The organism is Moorena sp. SIO3E8, assembly GCF_010692445.1.
GTDB classification, from domain to species: Bacteria; Cyanobacteriota; Cyanobacteriia; order Cyanobacteriales; family Coleofasciculaceae; genus Moorena; species Moorena bouillonii.
On record NZ_JAAHHM010000003.1, the window covers coordinates 1 to 17,718 of the forward strand.

Annotated in this window: 16 protein-coding genes; 4 read left to right on the top strand and 12 right to left on the bottom strand. The window is 44.4% G+C overall.

The window, feature by feature from the left end; all coding sequences use genetic code 11:
* Window positions 1-110 precede the first annotated feature (110 nt).
* Window positions 111-1,190 (bottom strand): photosystem II q(b) protein, encoded by a 1,080-nt coding sequence (psbA, locus tag F6K46_RS01410; RefSeq protein WP_070393396.1) that lies wholly within the window; start codon window positions 1,188-1,190, stop codon window positions 111-113.
* A gap of 493 nt (window positions 1,191-1,683) precedes the next feature.
* Here psbA and F6K46_RS01415 point away from each other — a divergent pair, with 493 nt between their 5' ends.
* The 3 genes from F6K46_RS01415 to F6K46_RS01425 all read left to right on the top strand — a co-directional run bounded on the left by F6K46_RS01415 (window position 1,684) and on the right by F6K46_RS01425 (window position 4,280).
* Complete coding sequence (locus tag F6K46_RS01415) at window positions 1,684-1,887, top strand: hypothetical protein (RefSeq protein WP_293037106.1); 204 nt, start codon at window positions 1,684-1,686, stop codon at window positions 1,885-1,887.
* A 257-nt stretch (window positions 1,888-2,144) separates the two neighbouring features.
* Entirely contained in the window at window positions 2,145-3,140 is a 996-nt protein-coding gene (locus tag F6K46_RS01420; protein WP_293060449.1) for a LysR family transcriptional regulator, read from the top strand.
* A 30-nt stretch (window positions 3,141-3,170) separates the two neighbouring features.
* On the top strand, window positions 3,171-4,280 hold the full coding sequence (locus tag F6K46_RS01425) for an anthranilate phosphoribosyltransferase family protein (protein ID WP_293060451.1): 1,110 nt from the start codon (window positions 3,171-3,173) through the stop codon (window positions 4,278-4,280).
* Window positions 4,281-4,550: 270 nt separating this feature from the next.
* Here F6K46_RS01425 and F6K46_RS01430 read toward each other — a convergent pair whose 3' ends face one another.
* Window positions 4,551-4,733 carry a hypothetical protein gene (locus tag F6K46_RS01430; RefSeq protein WP_293060453.1) on the bottom strand — a complete coding sequence of 61 codons (183 nt, stop codon included), beginning with the start codon at window positions 4,731-4,733 and terminating at the stop codon, window positions 4,551-4,553.
* A 123-nt stretch (window positions 4,734-4,856) separates the two neighbouring features.
* Entirely contained in the window at window positions 4,857-5,363 is a 507-nt protein-coding gene (locus F6K46_RS01435; RefSeq protein ID WP_293060455.1) for a hypothetical protein, read from the bottom strand.
* Window positions 5,364-5,709: 346 nt separating this feature from the next.
* Between F6K46_RS01435 and F6K46_RS01440 the strand changes: the two genes are divergently transcribed.
* On the top strand, window positions 5,710-6,405 hold the full coding sequence (locus tag F6K46_RS01440; RefSeq protein WP_293060457.1) for a hypothetical protein: 696 nt from the start codon (window positions 5,710-5,712) through the stop codon (window positions 6,403-6,405).
* A 443-nt stretch (window positions 6,406-6,848) separates the two neighbouring features.
* Here F6K46_RS01440 and F6K46_RS01445 read toward each other — a convergent pair whose 3' ends face one another.
* From F6K46_RS01445 to F6K46_RS01485, 9 genes are all read right to left on the bottom strand, one after another.
* Window positions 6,849-7,778 (bottom strand): hypothetical protein, encoded by a 930-nt coding sequence (locus F6K46_RS01445; protein WP_293060464.1) that lies wholly within the window; start codon window positions 7,776-7,778, stop codon window positions 6,849-6,851.
* A 472-nt stretch (window positions 7,779-8,250) separates the two neighbouring features.
* Window positions 8,251-8,586 carry a hypothetical protein gene (locus F6K46_RS01450; protein WP_293060466.1) on the bottom strand — a complete coding sequence of 112 codons (336 nt, stop codon included), beginning with the start codon at window positions 8,584-8,586 and terminating at the stop codon, window positions 8,251-8,253.
* A gap of 64 nt (window positions 8,587-8,650) precedes the next feature.
* Window positions 8,651-9,694: a D-alanine--D-alanine ligase gene (locus F6K46_RS01455; RefSeq protein WP_293037121.1), complete on the bottom strand. Its 1,044-nt coding sequence runs from the start codon at window positions 9,692-9,694 to the stop codon at window positions 8,651-8,653.
* Window positions 9,695-9,742: 48 nt separating this feature from the next.
* Entirely contained in the window at window positions 9,743-11,152 is a 1,410-nt protein-coding gene (locus F6K46_RS01460) for a sodium/proline symporter (protein WP_293060468.1), read from the bottom strand.
* Window positions 11,153-11,303: 151 nt separating this feature from the next.
* Window positions 11,304-12,284 (bottom strand): DMT family transporter, encoded by a 981-nt coding sequence (locus tag F6K46_RS01465; RefSeq protein ID WP_293060471.1) that lies wholly within the window; start codon window positions 12,282-12,284, stop codon window positions 11,304-11,306.
* A 400-nt stretch (window positions 12,285-12,684) separates the two neighbouring features.
* Window positions 12,685-13,821, bottom strand: a complete 1,137-nt coding sequence (locus F6K46_RS01470) for an NAD(P)-dependent oxidoreductase (RefSeq protein ID WP_293037130.1) — start codon at window positions 13,819-13,821, stop codon at window positions 12,685-12,687.
* A gap of 51 nt (window positions 13,822-13,872) precedes the next feature.
* Window positions 13,873-15,201, bottom strand: coding sequence for an ATP-grasp enzyme (locus tag F6K46_RS01475; RefSeq protein WP_293060473.1), 1,329 nt, complete (start codon window positions 15,199-15,201; stop codon window positions 13,873-13,875).
* A 71-nt stretch (window positions 15,202-15,272) separates the two neighbouring features.
* Complete coding sequence (locus tag F6K46_RS01480) at window positions 15,273-16,106, bottom strand: class I SAM-dependent methyltransferase (RefSeq protein ID WP_293037136.1); 834 nt, start codon at window positions 16,104-16,106, stop codon at window positions 15,273-15,275.
* A gap of 11 nt (window positions 16,107-16,117) precedes the next feature.
* Window positions 16,118-17,449 carry a sedoheptulose 7-phosphate cyclase gene (locus F6K46_RS01485; RefSeq protein ID WP_293037139.1) on the bottom strand — a complete coding sequence of 444 codons (1,332 nt, stop codon included), beginning with the start codon at window positions 17,447-17,449 and terminating at the stop codon, window positions 16,118-16,120.
* Window positions 17,450-17,718 lie beyond the last annotated feature (269 nt).

Genomic DNA, 17,718 nt, shown 5'->3' on the forward strand with positions numbered 1-17,718 from the left:
CGGGATGAAAGCTCAGTAATGGATGTTTTGAGCAGGTTGTCAAAAACAAAAAAGCGCTCCCCAAAAAGAGAGCGCTTTTTTTTAACTTAGCAGATTAAGCCAAGTTGAGATTAACCGTTGATTGCTGGAGCAGTCAAAGCTACGGGAGTAGCTTCAGCCGCAGCTAGGTCTAGAGGGAAGTTGTGAGCGTTACGCTCGTGCATTACTTCGAAACCTAGGTTGGCACGGTTGAGTACGTCAGCCCAGGTGTTGATCACGTGACCTTGTGAGTCAATGATGCTCTGGTTGAAGTTGAAGCCATTCAGGTTAAATGCCATGGTGCTGATGCCCAGCGCAGTAAACCAGATGCCGATTACAGGCCATGCACCCAAGAAGAAGTGCAAGGAACGGCTGTTGTTGAAGGAAGCGTATTGGAAGATTAAACGACCGAAGTAGCCGTGAGCTGCAACGATGTTGTAAGTTTCTTCCTCTTGACCGAACTTGTAACCATAGTTCTGAGACTCAGTTTCAGTAGTCTCACGTACTAAGGAGGAGGTTACCAAAGAACCGTGCATTGCACTGAACAAAGAACCACCGAATACACCGGCTACACCTAGCATGTGGAAGGGGTGCATCAGGATGTTGTGCTCAGCTTGGAACACGAACATGAAGTTGAAGGTTCCGCTGATACCTAGAGGCATACCATCGGAGAAAGAACCTTGTCCGATTGGGTAGATCAAGAATACGGCGCTAGCAGCTGCAACCGGTGCGCTGTAAGCGACGCAGATCCAAGGACGCATACCTAAGCGGTAGCTCAGTTCCCACTCACGACCCATGTAGGCGAATACACCAATCAGGAAGTGGAACACTACCAACTGGTAAGGACCACCGTTGTAGAGCCACTCATCTAGGGAAGCAGCTTCCCAGATTGGGTAGAAGTGTAGGCCAATGGCGTTAGAAGAAGGAACAACAGCACCAGAGATGATGTTGTTTCCGTACATCAGGGAGCCAGCAACAGGCTCGCGGATACCATCAATGTCCACAGGAGGAGCAGCGATGAATGCAATGATGAAGCAGGTGGTAGCAGCTAGCAGGGTTGGGATCATTAATACACCAAACCAACCTACATAGAGGCGGTTGTTGGTGGAGGTGACCCAATTGCAGAACTGAGACCACACAGAGGTGTTGCTCTGCTGTAATACAGTAGTCATGTTCTAATGATTGCGGGTATGAATATGAAGTTATCGAGGTTCGTCCGGCTTGTTTGTGCCTTCATGTATATATATTAAGCAATATATTTAGTTTTGTAAAGGGTTTTGCGAGTAATTTCACCTCAGGTTATTAAATAATGTAAATAAGTAAAACTTATATTAAATAAGTATTGACTTTATATTGTGATTGTGGTAAATGAGTGGTTGAGAAAATTTTGGCGTTGCTGAATCTTTGAATGAATATTGGTAGAGTGGGCATCCTGCCCGCCCCAAAATAAGGAGGAAACTGGCAAGATGCCAGTTCTACACAAGATGCCAGTTCCACGCCTGATGCCTATTCCACAGGTGCGACCCAAGGCCGGGTTCCCCGGCCTAGGAGGCGCGCACCTAATCACTCTTAAAATCATTCCATTATTAAGCAACGCCAAAATTTTGGTGTAGGTCAGTAGACTATGAAACGCGATGTTCCTTTGGAACCGCTTCGCGATTGACCTTGGCCAAAAGGCCACGCGCTTCGCAGCAAAGCGGGACGAAGTCCATCGCGTTTGGTCACGCGGGGCGCGTTCGCAATTCTCATACTGATCAGGTACACAGGATTTTTTACCACTCCACCTATGCCCATTTACCTATCTCCCGATTCCCGACTCCCGACTCCCGACTCCCTAAAACCCAGAACGAAAGTAACTCACCCAATTGAGAACTGCTATATATTGATCTATTTATTTATACTTTCTTAACATCCTGGATTGTTGACGGATCCAAAGCGCCCTGTTCTCCTTTCACCGTAACTGTCCCATTTGAAATTGGTGTACTTAGGTTTATTAGATTACATTAGTTGAGTTATGGATCTAGTTAAATCGGAAAGCGTCAATGTATCAAATTCTACCGAAGTTCCTCAAAAAATCTACTATGTTCAATTAATTATGATGAAACCTCATACACCTTAAACAAATCATGCGGATTGAGCAGTTGCAGGCATTTCTGGCAGTCACCCAGACAGGTAATTTTGGACAAGCGGCACAAAAATGCGGCGTAACACAATCGACTATCAGTAGACAAATTCAGTCTCTGGAAAGCTATCTGGGTATGCCACTGTTTCATCGCACTGCTCACGCCAAGTTGACTCTTGCAGGGGAACAGCTGTTACCCCGTGCTCGTAAAATCTGTCAAGAGTGGCAAACTGCTACCCAAGAATTAGCAGATTTGATCGCAGGGAAGCAGCCAGAATTGTGTGTAGCGGCAATCCAATCAGTCTGCGCTCACTACTTGCCACCGATCTTAAGGCAATTTTGTCAGGCCTATCCTCAAGTGCAGTTACGAGTGACGGCCCTCGGAAGCGATCGCTCTTTGAAGGTACTGCGAGATGGTCTAGTGGATGTGGCCATTGTCATGAACAATCGCTTTTTGACCACTAGTTCAGAGATGGTAGTTGAGGTACTCTATGAAGAGCCGATCGAAGTCCTGATGGCATCAGACCATCCCTTAGTCAACTATCAACCAGTGCCCTGGTCAGAACTGATTAAATACCCACAAGTAGTCTTTAAAAGTGGCTACGGGATGCAACGTTTAGTACAGCAGCAGTTTGCCCGGCTAGGGGCTAATTTGCGGGCAGTTATGGAGTTAAATACCCTAGAAGCATTCCAAGGAGTAGTGCGCCAAGGAGAATTGATTGCCCTATTGCCCAAATCAGCCCTGATCAATGTAAAGCAAGACTCTACTCTGGCTGTACGATCCCTCGAAAAACTACCAGAATCCGTGGCTAGCTCCAACAAACTAGTAGGTAGCATCTCTGCCTTGGATTCCAAGTGGACTCGTCAGGTGGTCTTGGTCACGACTCGCGATCGCTTAGAGATTCCACCAATTCAGCATTTTTGTAAACTGGTGCGTCAGCTGGACATGCCAACAGTTCAGGCTTGGAACGTCCAGCTGCCAGCCCTTGCTCAAGCTTGATCACTGTTTCCAGCTTTGGACTAATCACTAATGAGTAATGCCTTCAGGGAATTATTAAAGAAAGTGGGCAGTGGTGTACACACTGGGAAAGCGTTAACTCGTGAGGAAGCCACCACTGCAATCCGCCTCATGTTGACACAAGAGGCTACACCAGCGCAAATTGGAGCATTTATGATTGCCCACCGCATCAAACGACCGACCAGTGAAGAACTGGCAGGAATGTTAGATGCTTATGATCAACTTGGACCAAGGTTAGAACCCTGGGACATCAACCATGGGCAAGATGCCTCTCGGTCACTTTCGTCTGCTTCATCCCTGGGGATTACAGTGTTAGGAACACCCTATGATGGACGAAGCCGTACTGCACCAGTCACACCCCTGACCGCCTTAGTCTTAGCTACTGCTGGGGTACCTGTGGTCATGCATGGGGGAGATTGTATGCCCACTAAGTATGGAGTCCCCTTAATTCAGATTTGGCAGGGATTGGGAATGGATTTCTCCCAACTTTCTGTGCCCCAGGTGCAACAAATATTGGAGAGAACTGGCTTAGGATTTATCTATTTACCCCAGCATTTTCCCCAAGCTGATCAGTTAGTTTGCTACCGCGACCAAATCGGGAAACGTCCACCGATAGCAACCATGGAAATTCTATGGTCTGCCTATAGGTCTGGTGATCAAGGAGAAACTCATCATGTTGCCGGGTATGTTCATCCACCTACAGAAAATCTGTTTAGACAGACATGTCAGCTGCGTCTTGTCAAGAATTTTACCTTTGTCAAAGGCTTAGAGGGTAGCTGTGACCTACCACGCGATCGCACTGCCATCATAGCCATTAGTCAACCATCAGCCAGTCAAGGGTTTGAGCGTTTGCTACTCCATCCGAGTGAATACGGTTTGGCTGGCAAGGAGTTACCGTTTGAGTCAACCACTACACTGCTGGCACAGTACCAGGAAATCCTAAAGGGTAAATCCAACCCATTGATGCCAGCCGCTATCTGGAATGGTGGGTTTTATCTGTGGCGTTGTGGTATTTGCCAAGATTTAACAGCAGGTCTGGCCAAGGCTGAAGATTTATTCACCAGTGGTAATGTGGAGCAAAAATTTAACGAAATTGTTGATTACTTACACAAGCTTCAATAAACAGAAGGTAAGTATTCAGCTATCAGCTATCAGCTATCAGCTATCAGCTAATGAGTCACAGGCTAGAAGCCTGTGCCACGCTACTTGATGTGCTTATGAGCATAGGGCAAGCTACACCGAACAGCTTTTGAATAAAATCGGTAAGCATTGGAATAATGCTGCAGTGTTGTCACAGGACTTGTGGCCTGTGTCATAAAGCTGACTGCTGACTGCTGACTGCTGTTCGCGCAGCGTGCGCGTAGCGCATATGCTTACAATAGTGACATACTCCTACACTGACTCTTCGAGTTCAGTGTAGGCTTCTTGCCAACTCCACCCAACGGTATCGGCTTTCGCCGACGCTGCGCGAACGGATACTCGGCAAGCTTTATTAACGACACGGGATGCCCCTCCGCGCCGGAACAATACAAAAATTCGATTTTTTCGCGCTGTAAATAGCTGACAAACCAGCATTTTCGGCTTTGTTTATCAGTACATATATTATAGCAATTCCATACATACCCTGTGCAAAATTAATCCCACACCTAATGCTACGCATTAGGTGTGGGATTAATTTTGCCGGACAGCTAAAGCAAATTACTGAACCAAGGTTCTTGCCGGAGGTGGCGCAAAGGTCGGAGACAATTGGGAGGGATATTGATCAACAGAAATACAAGTGTTTAGAGCCTTGTCAGGGCTAGCGACATTGGCACTATTCAAGCCAATAACACATTCAGAAAATTGCTCTGGCAGGAGGCTACGACGGCAGTGATCCAGCACTGAGTTAGCATTTATATTTTCAATCTGCTTGTCAATATCAATCACACAGCTAGCCAATTCCAAAGGTCGTCGGACTCGTGTACAAGCACCTAAAGCTTTTTGGCCTGCTAATGAGGTCAGTACCTTGATTTTCAGTACACACAACGATAAATCCTCAGGTTGTAGTGCCTCTGAACAAGCTTGTGATGCGATTTCTGAAGTGATATTGGCCGCTTTGAGATCTTTGGCACACAAAGCAAATTGATTCCCAGCAGTGGCAGCACCATGAGGAATCCCTAGGGTTACTAGGCCAGCAATTGCCAACTGAGTAGTACAAAATTTCAATAAAGATGTATGTCTAAACCTACTTTGCTGCTTCATAACTAGTCTTAGTCGATAAAATTTTATAAATAATCAATTATAAACGCTCAATTATAAACAATCAAGGTATTGATTATGTTAGACGTTGATTAGGGTTCCGTGGTAAATCCATCACTAACTACCAATCAACTTAGGTCGTTTTTAACAACTTGCTATGATAGTCGATATTTTGAACCCCTAATCTGACAATTACTCATTCTTTGTAAGCTATCCCTAAGGAATATCTAATCTGTGTATACGTATGCTTATGCGATTCTACCAATTTTTAAGTCAAACAGTTCGCTCACTTTACTCTAATAGGCAGGGGACTGTGCTCCTAATGCTAATGGCATTGTGTGTCAGCTGCTCCCCAAAAGAACCCCCTGACCTTGAGTTAGAACTCAGTGTGAAACCGGCAAGTCGTCCTGGTGCTTACACTGTATCCGGTAGTAGTAATCTACCTAACCAAAGTCAAATTGCTGTGGCTGCTATTCGCTATTTGCGTCCGACACAACAGCCTTTATTTGGTTCTAACCCCCTAGGCACCTATTCCATTTTGGATCGCCAAGTTGTTGAGGTAGACGAGCAGGGTCAATGGGAAGCTAGGCTTAACCTATGGGAGGTGGCACCAGATGGTCGCCTTCAGGAAGCTTGGCAAATCAATCAATCACAAGGACGATTCTCGGTTAGCCCCAATAATAGTGTCTCTTTCTTAGCTACCTATGAGCCCTATGGTCACCTAGGAAGGGCTGAAGAGCAACAGCCGCAGATTCCAGAGATGGAAGGTGACCTCGTCCGATTTAATAATGATGGTCAACCTTACGTAAAGGCAAGTTACACTCTACCGATAGCGCTACCTAGTGGCAGGAAATCAGTACCTAGCATTAGGGCAGCAGAACGCAATGGTGGCTGGGGAAACCGCTCAGAACTTAAACCCCAAAGATCGGTTAGTGGTAGTATTAGCCCACAAACCAATTTAAAAAATCAAAGCGATACTCCACTCTCGCCGTCAGAGTTTTTCCGATAAGACAAAAATTTTATCTTAGTTTATTGTTAATGGTCATGGTTCATGGTTCGTCACTATCAATCCTGAACCATGAATAATACTCAAAATAATATTTATAATAATACTCAGCCAAACTGTGCACGCTCTTACTGAAATATCTTAACAGTTTTATTTAATGAGCGCTATGATCGCGTTTTGTTGGCGCTTTTTGTGGAAACGATCACGGTCATCTGAATCTTGACAATCCAGTAATTAGCGAATGCCAAATTAGTCCATCGATAAATCGAGTTTATAATTGTGAATTCGGAAGGCAGAAATAGTCAACCAAATTCAGTAATTTTTACTCCTTACCAACAGTAAACTATCTATACCAAACTATCTGGAGTAAATTCCAGTAGATGCTTTTTAGCTTATGGTTGGATAACAATGCACCCTGATCGTCTATCAACTTGTCTTAAACCTTCCTAACCCTTTACAGACCAGGACTTAACAAGTTGTTTGGATGCTCGATTGGCTACAGGTACCTCAATCCCTCGACTTTTCTGTGTGCCATCAAGGGCAGATTGTAAAGAAGCCATCTGAGTCATAATTGTTTGAAGTTGAGTGTTGAGTTGATCCAGCTGCTCGGGTTTTGGTGAACTCACCTGGATAGGTTGGGTGACTACAGGTTTTGTGCGCACAAAACCTAGAAACGTTTGTGCTGAGGCAAACTTCTGGGTTACATCCTCTACAGACCTTGTAGGGGTTGTTATGGAGGGCTCTTCAACAAAATTCGAGCTAGTCACTATAGTTTCAAAGACTGGCTGGAATTCAATGCTGTTATCCTGAGTTTCCGTAACCTTTTCTATAACTTTGTCGGTAACTTTGTCGGTAACTTTTTCCGGAAGGTTTTCTATAACTTTGTCGGTAACTTTGTCGGTAACTTTTTCCGGAAGGTTTTCTATAACTTTGTCGGTAACTTTGTCGGTAACTTTTTCCGGAAGGTTTTCTGTAACTGTTCTCTGGGTTTCTCCCGGATCTATAAAATCACTGAGTCCAGAAGCTTCCAAACTCGACAGAGAAAGCTTAAGGTCTTCTAATTCTTTTTCTTTTGCCTGGATATCCTCAGCTAGAGTGGAAACTTTGTCCTGAGTTTGAGAAAATTTATGGGCGGAGTGTTGCCACCCTGAAATTGCCAAACTGGCTACACCGACTCCCAAACTTAAGGCTCCAACCAAGCCTAGGTAAGGGGGAGCAAGATCCTTAATTTCACCATCCATCCACTGTTCTCCCTGAATGCGAATGGATACTGGTTGTGAGCCAAAAATTGCTACTGGTAAGGACAGTACTGACAATACCGCTGCTGCAAGAAGAACGGGTTTAAAAAGGAATTTATTCAGAGGAGAGCCTGACATGTTTTATAGTTAACTGTTAAAACTACTCGTGTTACTATTTACCTCAAGGGCTGTTAGAGAAATTCCGCATGGTACGGTTTTTTCACTCTGGTTAGCATCTTGGCGTTTAAGCAGTGACTAGGAGAAACTACATGCTTTGAGTACCTGCTGCACTTTTTGCTTCTTCTAAAGTTAACCATGTCTATCAGCAATTTTCTGTAAATTACTTATGAATCGTACCACCAAATTGTAAATTTTATGTGAAGTCTTTATAAAGGTATAAAGGTTAGGTGAGATAGGCCATTTTTTCAGCAAAAATGGAGGTAATCAGGATAAAACAACCGTTTTAATCAAATTATCGGGATTAAATTGCTATAATTAGCCAAAAAGCAGGTTTAAGCCAGGTTTTGTATATAGGTAGCTACTAGTGGGAAGTCTAATCACTCCGATCGGTCACCTGTAGGGTAAAATCAGCATTGAGCCAATTCCTGTGTCACAGGTGAACATCCTGATCAGGAATGGGGTGAGGCCATTGAGAGTAATTTAAATAACAATGATGATGGTATGATCGATGATGGTATGATGCCATAACCAAGACTACATGGGATAGGTAACTCGGCAGTGGCATTGTTGTTGCGGAAAACTCGAACATTACTAAACTCATAATAGCATATAACCAACATTTATCAATGGGAGGTACCTCGTCCTGGGTTAATGGGAATAGGGAGTAGGGAATACCTACGCAGCACTGCCTTAGGGAGCTAGTTGCTAATCTGACTCCCCATCTTACCACACCTCCCACACCTCCCACACCTGCCACACTTCCCATATTATCCCCATTTCCCCACACCTGCCGCGCCCCCGCCTCAGACTATTCCCTGATCCGAAGTTCCCTATTCCCTACACGCAGCCTTATCAATTAACGTTTCATCAATCGCTGTCATCAACAACTCATTTACAGATATGCCCGATGCTTTCGCCATAGAAGCAATCACACTTTTAGGAGAAAAAGAACAATACAACCCTGCTTCTAGAAACCAAGGTTGCCCTTGTGGGTCGATACGGAAGTCAAAAAGACTGTAGTGGCGACAGCCCAACGCCTGATGACACCTCTTGGCTACTTCCTGAACTGGCTTGGTTACAGGGTCACTAGGGTCTAGCATCCAAGCCTTAACACCATCCTTAGCAGTCAAACTCAAGTTGCCATCTTCTGTTCGTTTTAGTTTATCCTCATAGTTCCGAATCGGGTGGTCATGGGAATTCACCAGATACTCTTCCAGGGGTAAACCCACTAACTCACCGTCTTTGACAACGATTCCACATCTAACTTCCCGACCGAGTTCGATGTACTCTTCGACTAAGACCTCATCTGAATGTTCAAAGGCTGTTTTCAGGGCAGCGTCATAGTCAGCGACATTTTTGACTAAAGCTACCCCGCAAGAATTGTCAGAACTAGCAGGTTTGATCACTACTGGCGGCTTAATGGTGGGAATGTCTCCCTGGCGAAGTAGTTCTCCAAAAGGTACTTTAACTCCTGCCGCTGCCACAATCGCCTTAGCTCTGGCTTTATGGGCAGTTAGTGCCATCAAATCTGGGGTATTGCCCACATAGGGAATATTAAGCAAGTCCAATAGGGCACGGTATTCAGTCATGCCAGGGATACAAAACATTTGTGGCAGCACTAGGTCAATAGTTTTTGCTGTTATGAACTTTACAGCCTCAGAGAGGGACATGGGTTTGGCTGCGGCGATGTCTTCCTTACTGAGGGATGAGGGAAACCGCCACTGGCGATCGGGGGTGATGTAGGCAATATGAAATTCGTAGAGAGAAGGATTCGCCGTTGCGGCAATACAGTCTTGGGCGTATAGCCGTGACAAATCGCAGTAAAAGTCATTGTCTGCAGACCCAACTAAATGAAGAATGCGAAGTACTGACATAACTAATCTCCTCTTATAAAGAACTAAACTAAACAACTAAAAACGGAATCATTTAGGATGTTTCAAAAACTGAGCAATTCCATAGACTGCCATTCCTGCAGCCATACCTGGAAGCACTTCATAAATAGCACTGGACAAATCAAGTCCTAAATTCCAAATCAAAGCTGTAGCAATCCCAATTCCCATCATTGCGATCGCTGTGGTAAGATTGACTGGTCGCTGCCAAACTCTCAAGATTAATAAAGGACCCAAACCTGAAGCCAGAGCCGACCAAGAAAAAGTTACTAAAGCAAAGACATTGTTATTTCCAAGTAGGGCGATCGCCAAAACTACTGCTGTTACAGTTAGGGTTCCTACTTTTGCGAATTGGTAAGATTTAGCTGCAGCCGGAAAAATATCTTGGGTTAGGGCAGCTGAACAAGAGAGTATTTGAGAATCTGCTGTGGACATAGTGGCGGAAAACAGCCCAGCGAGCATCAATCCCACTAAAACCACTGGTAACAATTTCAACGATAGGTAAGGAAGTGCCAATTCTGGATCCCCGGAAGCCAACAAATCTGGCATCAGCACTCGCCCTGTTAAGCCAATACCCATAGCCGAGATCGAGGTTACTAACCCCAAAGCAGCTTTAAGATTTCTGGCAAAAGCAATGTTGTCGGCTGAGTCAATCGCCATAGCGCGCACCATAATGTGGGGTTGTCCCACCACACCAAAACCAGCTACTATCCAACCAATAAAGAAAGGCGCAAATCCCCACGGTTGCTGAGAATAATTCCAGTTGATTAAAGCTGGATCAATGCCTGCCAAAGATTGCCACAGTTGCCCGGTTCCACCACAACTGGCAACCGCCACCACTAACAACAGTAACAAGGAACCGATCATGATTGTTGCTTGTAGAGCATCGGTCCAAATTGAGGCGCGAATTCCTCCAGAAAAGCAGTAGATAACGACAATTACTGCTCCTATAATGATGCCTAAATTATAGTTCCATCCGAACACAGCATTGAGTGCTTTGCTTCCTGCTACCAGTTGGGCTGCGGCGTAGGAACCTAGAAATACTATAGTAATTATAGCAGAGATAATGGCAATCAAACGGGAGCCTTTCATATTTTGACTTAGAAAGGAAGAGACAGTATCTGAAGCAGTTTCCTCAGAGAGCTGTCTCAACCGTTTGAAAATAAAATACCAAGCAAGATAGTCCCCAATTGCCCAACCAATGGTCAGCCAGAGGGAGGAAATGCCTATAAAATAGGCATTTCCTACTTGACCGATGAATAATAAACCACTTTGACCAGTTGCCATTGCTGATAGTGCTGTCAGCCAAGGGTTGACATTGCGACTAGCCAGTAAATAATCGGTGGTGGTATTTTGTTTGCGGGTTGCCGAGTAAATGCCCACTGCTGTAAATAACAGCAGGAACATGATAAACGTGAGTGCAATCCCAACTTGTTTAGCCATTAGGTTTGTTTAGGGGTTAATGAGCGATTGCTAGGAATGGTTAATCCTATTGACTAAATCTCTGCTCATTTGATTATATGGCACCACAAGTGTTTAATGTTAATACTTCGATGTTTCTAATATCAAATTTTGATAGATGCAGTAGTTAAACTCAATTATTAGCAGATTCAATTGCAGGTTTAATGGCAGCTCTGCTAGAAATAGCCAAATACATTCCCACTAAGATTACCACAAAACTGACTAAAGCTAAAAAAGTAAGAGGTTCTGATAAAATCGCCCAACCTTCCAGGGCACTGAAAACAGGAACAATCAAGCCAACTAGGCTAGCAAACCCTGAAGATATCTTTTTGAGGCAATAAGTCCAAAGTCCTATACCCAACATTTGACCAACGAAGGCTAGGGCGATTACTGAAAACCACCCAGTTAAGGAACTCGGAAAAAGTTGCTCTTTAGAAAACAACACCGTAACAGGTAATAGCAACAGACAACTAGTTGTTGAAGACCAAGTCATAATCGTCACAGAGTTAAATTTAGTCCGAAGTTGCTCAGCTATTAATGGGTGTACCCCAAAAAATATTGCTGAGACTAACGCTGCCAAATCCCCTAGTAGTTGTGGGCCTATTCTAAATGACAACAGCTCATTGATTTCTAGTAACGTAACTCCTGCGATCGCAACAAACATACCCACGATAAACCTACGGTCAAAGAGTTGACCAAACGCTAGCCAGCCTCCTAAGATAGTAAATATGGGAATCAAATTATGGATAATGCTAGAGTTAGCAACGCTGGTCTGGGTTAAAGACCAAGTCCAACATATTGTACCCATCGCTAAAAGTAGCCCATCGGCAATCAGTAGCCTTTTTTCTGCTCCCAGATAGTTTTTCTGTAGTTTAGGTTCAGCGTCCTGCTGTTGCTGACCCACATTTAACCAGCTATTCAGTAGTCCAAAGGCAACAGCCGCAATCCAGAAACGATTAAATGCCGTAGCATTTGGTCCTATTTCCAGTTCACTCAAACGGATAAAAATTGGTGATAAAGACAGACAGATTAGACTACCTAGTAATGCAGCGAAGGAATCTATTGGTAATGGAGATAGGGATTGTAGCCCTAGCAATTTTGCTTGAGGATTCATCTTTATTCATAGAATTATTCAAAACAGAAAATGAGCACCTCAACAGAATTAATTACTACTATAATAATTATCTATACCCCTTACCGTAAAAAAGTTTAGTTTTTTAAAAATATATAATTAATTTTGAGTTGACTTTATTAATAGCCTAAACCCTAAAAAATATGCTATTTATGATAGTAATTTTATTCATAAATTAATGTTTATGCTAGCTATAAAGTAATCAGTATTGGTATTTTTATTGCAGGTTACAAACTAAATTAAAACAACGATGAATAACAGTCTAAAGGCAATAAAATTTGCTTTAATCTAGACTTGATTATCTATAAAATATCTAGCATTTACAGATGCTAAAAAACCTTACCAGCGGGGTGAGCTTAGATATATGTAAGAATTATTACTATCAATTTAGGCTGCGCAATAGCCACTGTAATCCTAATTGAAAAAGGTTACTCCCTATCACTAGGACTAACACAGCAAACACAGAGAATCTCCCTTTTTTGATCCCAGAATCCTCTGTCCCCGTGGGGGTAGACTGGGGTTGCTGTTGGGTGTCACTGGAGATTACAGGTAGAGCACCTTTAGCGATCACTCCAGCTCGCTCTTCTTGCAGGCAGCGGACTTTGGTGGTAGCGTAGTTAGACCAACCCCGTTGCTCTGCTTCTTCATAGTCTTTGACTGTCAAGCTTAAGTGGTTAACACAGATATTACTCTGATTAGCCATGCCTAGAGCAATCCGCAAATCTTTATGGAGTAGTTTAACCGTAAAGGCTGGGTGCTTAGAGCTGTCATCACAGCGCCGGGAAAACCAATAGTGGGGTAAACCGTGAATGTCCCCAGCATTCTGACCAAAGGATCCGAAGCGCAGGGCATCCCAGATAATTTCTAAGGGGATGCCTTGGGCTAAACCTAAAGTAATTCCTTCACTCACGGCTTGGACTGCAACAGCATTCACTGCGTTGTGGATGAGTTTGCATTTAGTCCCCGTGGTAATCTCTCCACAGTAGAGAACTCGATCAGCCATAAGTTCCAGGATAGGCTGCACTCGCTCGAAGGTTACTTTTGAGCCACTGGCCATAATTGCTAAACCCATACCCCCTTTGCTTTGGGCACCTACAGGGCAATCATTAAAGGGGGCATCTAGCATTTCAACCCCCAGTTGCTCCATGGCTTGATGAAGTCTGAGTATTGTTTTGGGAGAGTTGGTGGTAAGGTCTATGTAAACACTGCCGGAGCGCAATCCTTGAGAGAGGTTCTGCGGACCCTCTAGCACGGCTGTTATGACATCGGCTGGAGTAGGTAGGGCGGTAAAGATTATTTCCGAATAAGTCGCAACTTCAGCACAACTCTGGACAATACACGCACCTAAGGGCTGTAACTGAGCCATGGCATCTGGATTGATGTCGTAGACATAGACCGAGTAGCCATGGGCTAGAAAATTAGCAGCTTGTCGCCCTCCAATATTGCCGCAACCGATGATACCGATGGTGGGATGATTGAGGGTATATCCTCTGTCCGAAGTGTTGTTAATTGGTAACATATGTTGATTGCTTAACTTTTTTGATAGGGCGAATCTTAAGCCGAACGCTATTTAATCCCCACCCAATTCTACCAATTTACCAATATTAAAATCAATTCTTACCCAGCCTTTTAGTTTCCGTAAATTCTCTAACAATAGTAAGGTAATTTGCCAATGGGGTACGGTTAAAAATGGTAAGGGATCGTTGACTTCAAAAATGGCATCTGTACCCTTGACAATCTTTTGAATCCACCCTTGTAAAGCTGACCATGATCTGATTTCAGTCAGCCGCCAAATTTCATGATAGAGCCAGTAAGTTGGTTTACTGTCAGGGCGGGGCACAATCGGTGCTTGATTTTCCTCATCACTATCTTTTAGGTAAGCATCTGCTAATCCTGGATGATTGTAAAACATGGTGATAGCAGAATGGGTGCGAGGATTACATTCAATCGGATAGACGGTGCCGTCTTCGGTTTGAATGAAGTCAAAGGAAATTTGTCCTGTCAAATTTAATTCCTTGACAAATTTCTCTACCCATGCATATATCTCAGGCTTATCAAGATGCTGATAATTAACTTGGAAAGGAGACGATGGGGAACAGCAGTGAAGTCTAATTTTTCCCTTGCGGACTGTACTGTGGGTGCAATACTCCTGACCGGTAATAAACTCTTGCATTGTCCAAGGGTTTTCCTTTGTAATAGGAAGATTTTTGACATAATCTTCCATTCCTTCAAAGGGAAACTTGGTCATGTCTAAGCGAGAAACTGAATCATACTGAATGCTTTTGAGAATATACCGACTCCCATCTGCTTTGAAGTCAAAATCTAGAATTTGTTGTGGATCGGTAATTAGGAAAGACTTTGGTGCTGATAATCCCAAACAACGGGCTTGCTCGCACAATGTAAATTTGTCGTCTAACATCTGGGTGATGTCAGGAGAAAAGTGGATGACTTCGCAGTAGGGGGAGAGTAACGTTCCAGCGACAGAATCATAATAGCTCGCTACTGGGCTAGATACGGGAATGAAGGCATCAATGTTTTCTTTTTGAACAATTTTTAGTAAGGCTTGGGAATAACCATTGGGATATTTTTCTGGTGCTGGCACGGTATAAAACCCTTTAACCGCATTAGAAAATCGGTGACCAGATAGCCAATATTTATGAGTTTCAACTAAAAAGACATTGTGCCCAGACTTATGAAAAGAGCGAGCCAGTTGCAGGGCTTTGGTCATTTTGCCCCCGGTAATCAAGATGTTTTTGGAACCTTCAACAGGTATTCGTCCTCTGCGAAATGGGGAAGTTATCCAATTGATTACTAGGGAAATAAAGACGAGAGTGGCATTTAGAGGTAAGGCAATTAACAGTAAGGTTAAGGTGCCGATATTTTTTAGTAAAGCAATCATTATTTACTAGGGGAAGAACAAGGCAATGGAGCTGTTCATTGCCTTTTGTTTATTGTCTGATCGTAATTTATCTAGGTGCGTCGGATGATAGTTAAACCATCTCGCAACGGTAGTAACACTTGTTCTACTCGGGGGTCATCCGCTACAAACTGGTTAAATTTAGCGATCGCACTTCCATTGGCAGTCTGTTGCTCTGGGGGTAAATAAGGTTGTCCCTGAAGGAGTGTATTATCCACACAGATAAAGCCACCAGGAGTCAATACATCCCTGTCTAGCAAGACCTTTAAATAATCGACATACTCCTTCTTATCAGCATCAATAAATACCAAATCGAAGGATTCCTGGGCATCTGCCAACTTTTCTAGGGTTTCCAAAGCTGGAGCGACTTCCACTTTAATTTTGCTGCCGTGAGGAGATGCTTCAAAGCAAGCACGGGCAAAGTCGGCGACATATTGATCGACTTCACAGGCAACCAAGTCCCCATCTTCAGGCAAGGCTTCTGCCATGGCTAGAGCGGAATATCCAGTAAACATCCCGACTTCTAGGATGCGCTTTGCCTTAGTCATGTAGACAAACAACTTGAGGGTTTGTCCTTCAATATGCCCAGAGAGCATCTCTTGCTCCAACTGGCGCACGGTTTCTTCATCTGAGAAAAGCTTGCTCCAATCTTCTCTTGCCGTTTTCTGGGCTAAGGCCGCTAGGGCAGGAGACTCTGGAGTCGCACATTCTTCAAGGTAAGGATCGATGCCAGCGGCTAGGGCTAGTGCTTGTTGGAGAGACGCCATCAGAGAAGCGGGCACTTTCTCCTGTTCGGCCATCTCCACGATTCCTTCCAGCTGTTGCACTAAAATTCCTAAGGGAGTTACGGGCCTTGGAGTTGGGGGACTTTGTAATAGGTTAGTCATTTTTACTCCTTTTATTCAAGGCCGAGGTCGCTGAGGTACATTTCTGTGCCTTTTCCATCATCAGGAAAAGAAGAACATAATTCCTTATGCTTGTCAATGGCTAGTTGTAGCAATCCTGACGATACTTCTTGAGCGTAATCACAGGAACCAATCCCTGTTGGCAATGGAGCCCACAAACCCCCTTCTCCCCGCTTGCGCCGCATATTTTTCTGACCTTCAAGCATCAGGTCAATATCTTCTAGGATGGGGTGGTAAACAGACAGACCCAGAGAGCGACACAAAGCGATAATGCGATCGCGTTCTTCTGGTTTGACCCAGCCCATTTCTGCAGCTAAAGTCGCGCCGAACGCCATGCCAATAGTGACAGAATGACCATGCATCAATTTGGCAGCAGGTTCAAAGCGAGGACTCCAGGTGTGACCATAAGCGTGGGGACGGTCTTGGTAAGTCTCGAACATATTTGTTCCTTCATGCTTCATGTAGGAAAACAATGCCCGATAGATGATGGTATCAGCGATCGCTGCGAGTTTCTCATCGCCATTTATGGTCGCAAAGTGAGTTTCTACTAAGCGCGGACCGTATTGTTCCATTAACTCAAACAGAACCGGATCATCGGTGACTGCCATTTTAATAATTTCTGCCATACCGTTGCGGACGTGACCTGTCGCCAAAGTACGGAAGAAACTGCGGTCTACCAAAGTCATTACTGGAGGATGATAGGAGCCAATGCTGTTCTTGAATTGGGCACCATTGGTGCAAGTGCGGGGCGACGGACCAGCATCAATAGCAGCCACAACCGTGGTTCCGACCATAATATAAGGAGTGCGTCGGTGCTGCAGGGCGCAGGCAAGTCCAGCTACGTCACTCAGCACACCGCCCCCTACTACTAGTACGGGTTCGTTGCGGGACACGTCGCAGCCATCTTTACCTAAAAATTTCAGCAAGCGGTGGACGGTTTCGGGAGTTTTGTCAGATTCCCAAGCGCGGCAGGGCTGCAAGTTTAGAGGAATTTCATACTCCTCGAAGTAGCGGCGAATTGAGGCTCCGTAAAGCTCATCTACGGTCTGATCCACAATTGCCACACAACGACCGCGACGACTGTAAACCTCCGCCAAAGTGGGATTAGCAGGGTTGAAAACTCCGTCTACTAATTTAACTGTTGCCTTTAGCGCATAGGTAGCAGAGATTTCAAAAGAGCGACCGTCTCCACTAGCAGCGATTTCTCCATGACCGGTGTACCACTCTGAGGTGCGGTACTTTTCTGGGTGGTGGAATTGAATAATCTGCTCTGAGTGTGAAGGAGAGAGCTTTAGTGATTTTGGATTAGGTTTAGCTTGAACCATAATTGTGTTGTTTGGAGATTGCTTGTTTGGATGTTCCGATCTGAAAGAATTTACATGGCAAGGCAGATTTCTAGGTATATTTCCGTCCCCCTAGCCCCCCAATTTGCCGGTGCGACTCGCGGCGAATTTAATTCGACCACTGCAAGGGCACCGGGGCAGGGCACAAAAGCCTCAACTTCACCGAAAATTAGGGAAGCAACGGGGGATTTACCAAAACCAGACCATCTAAATTCATTCTTGAATGTCTTTATGCAAAGCGCGAGGGGGGA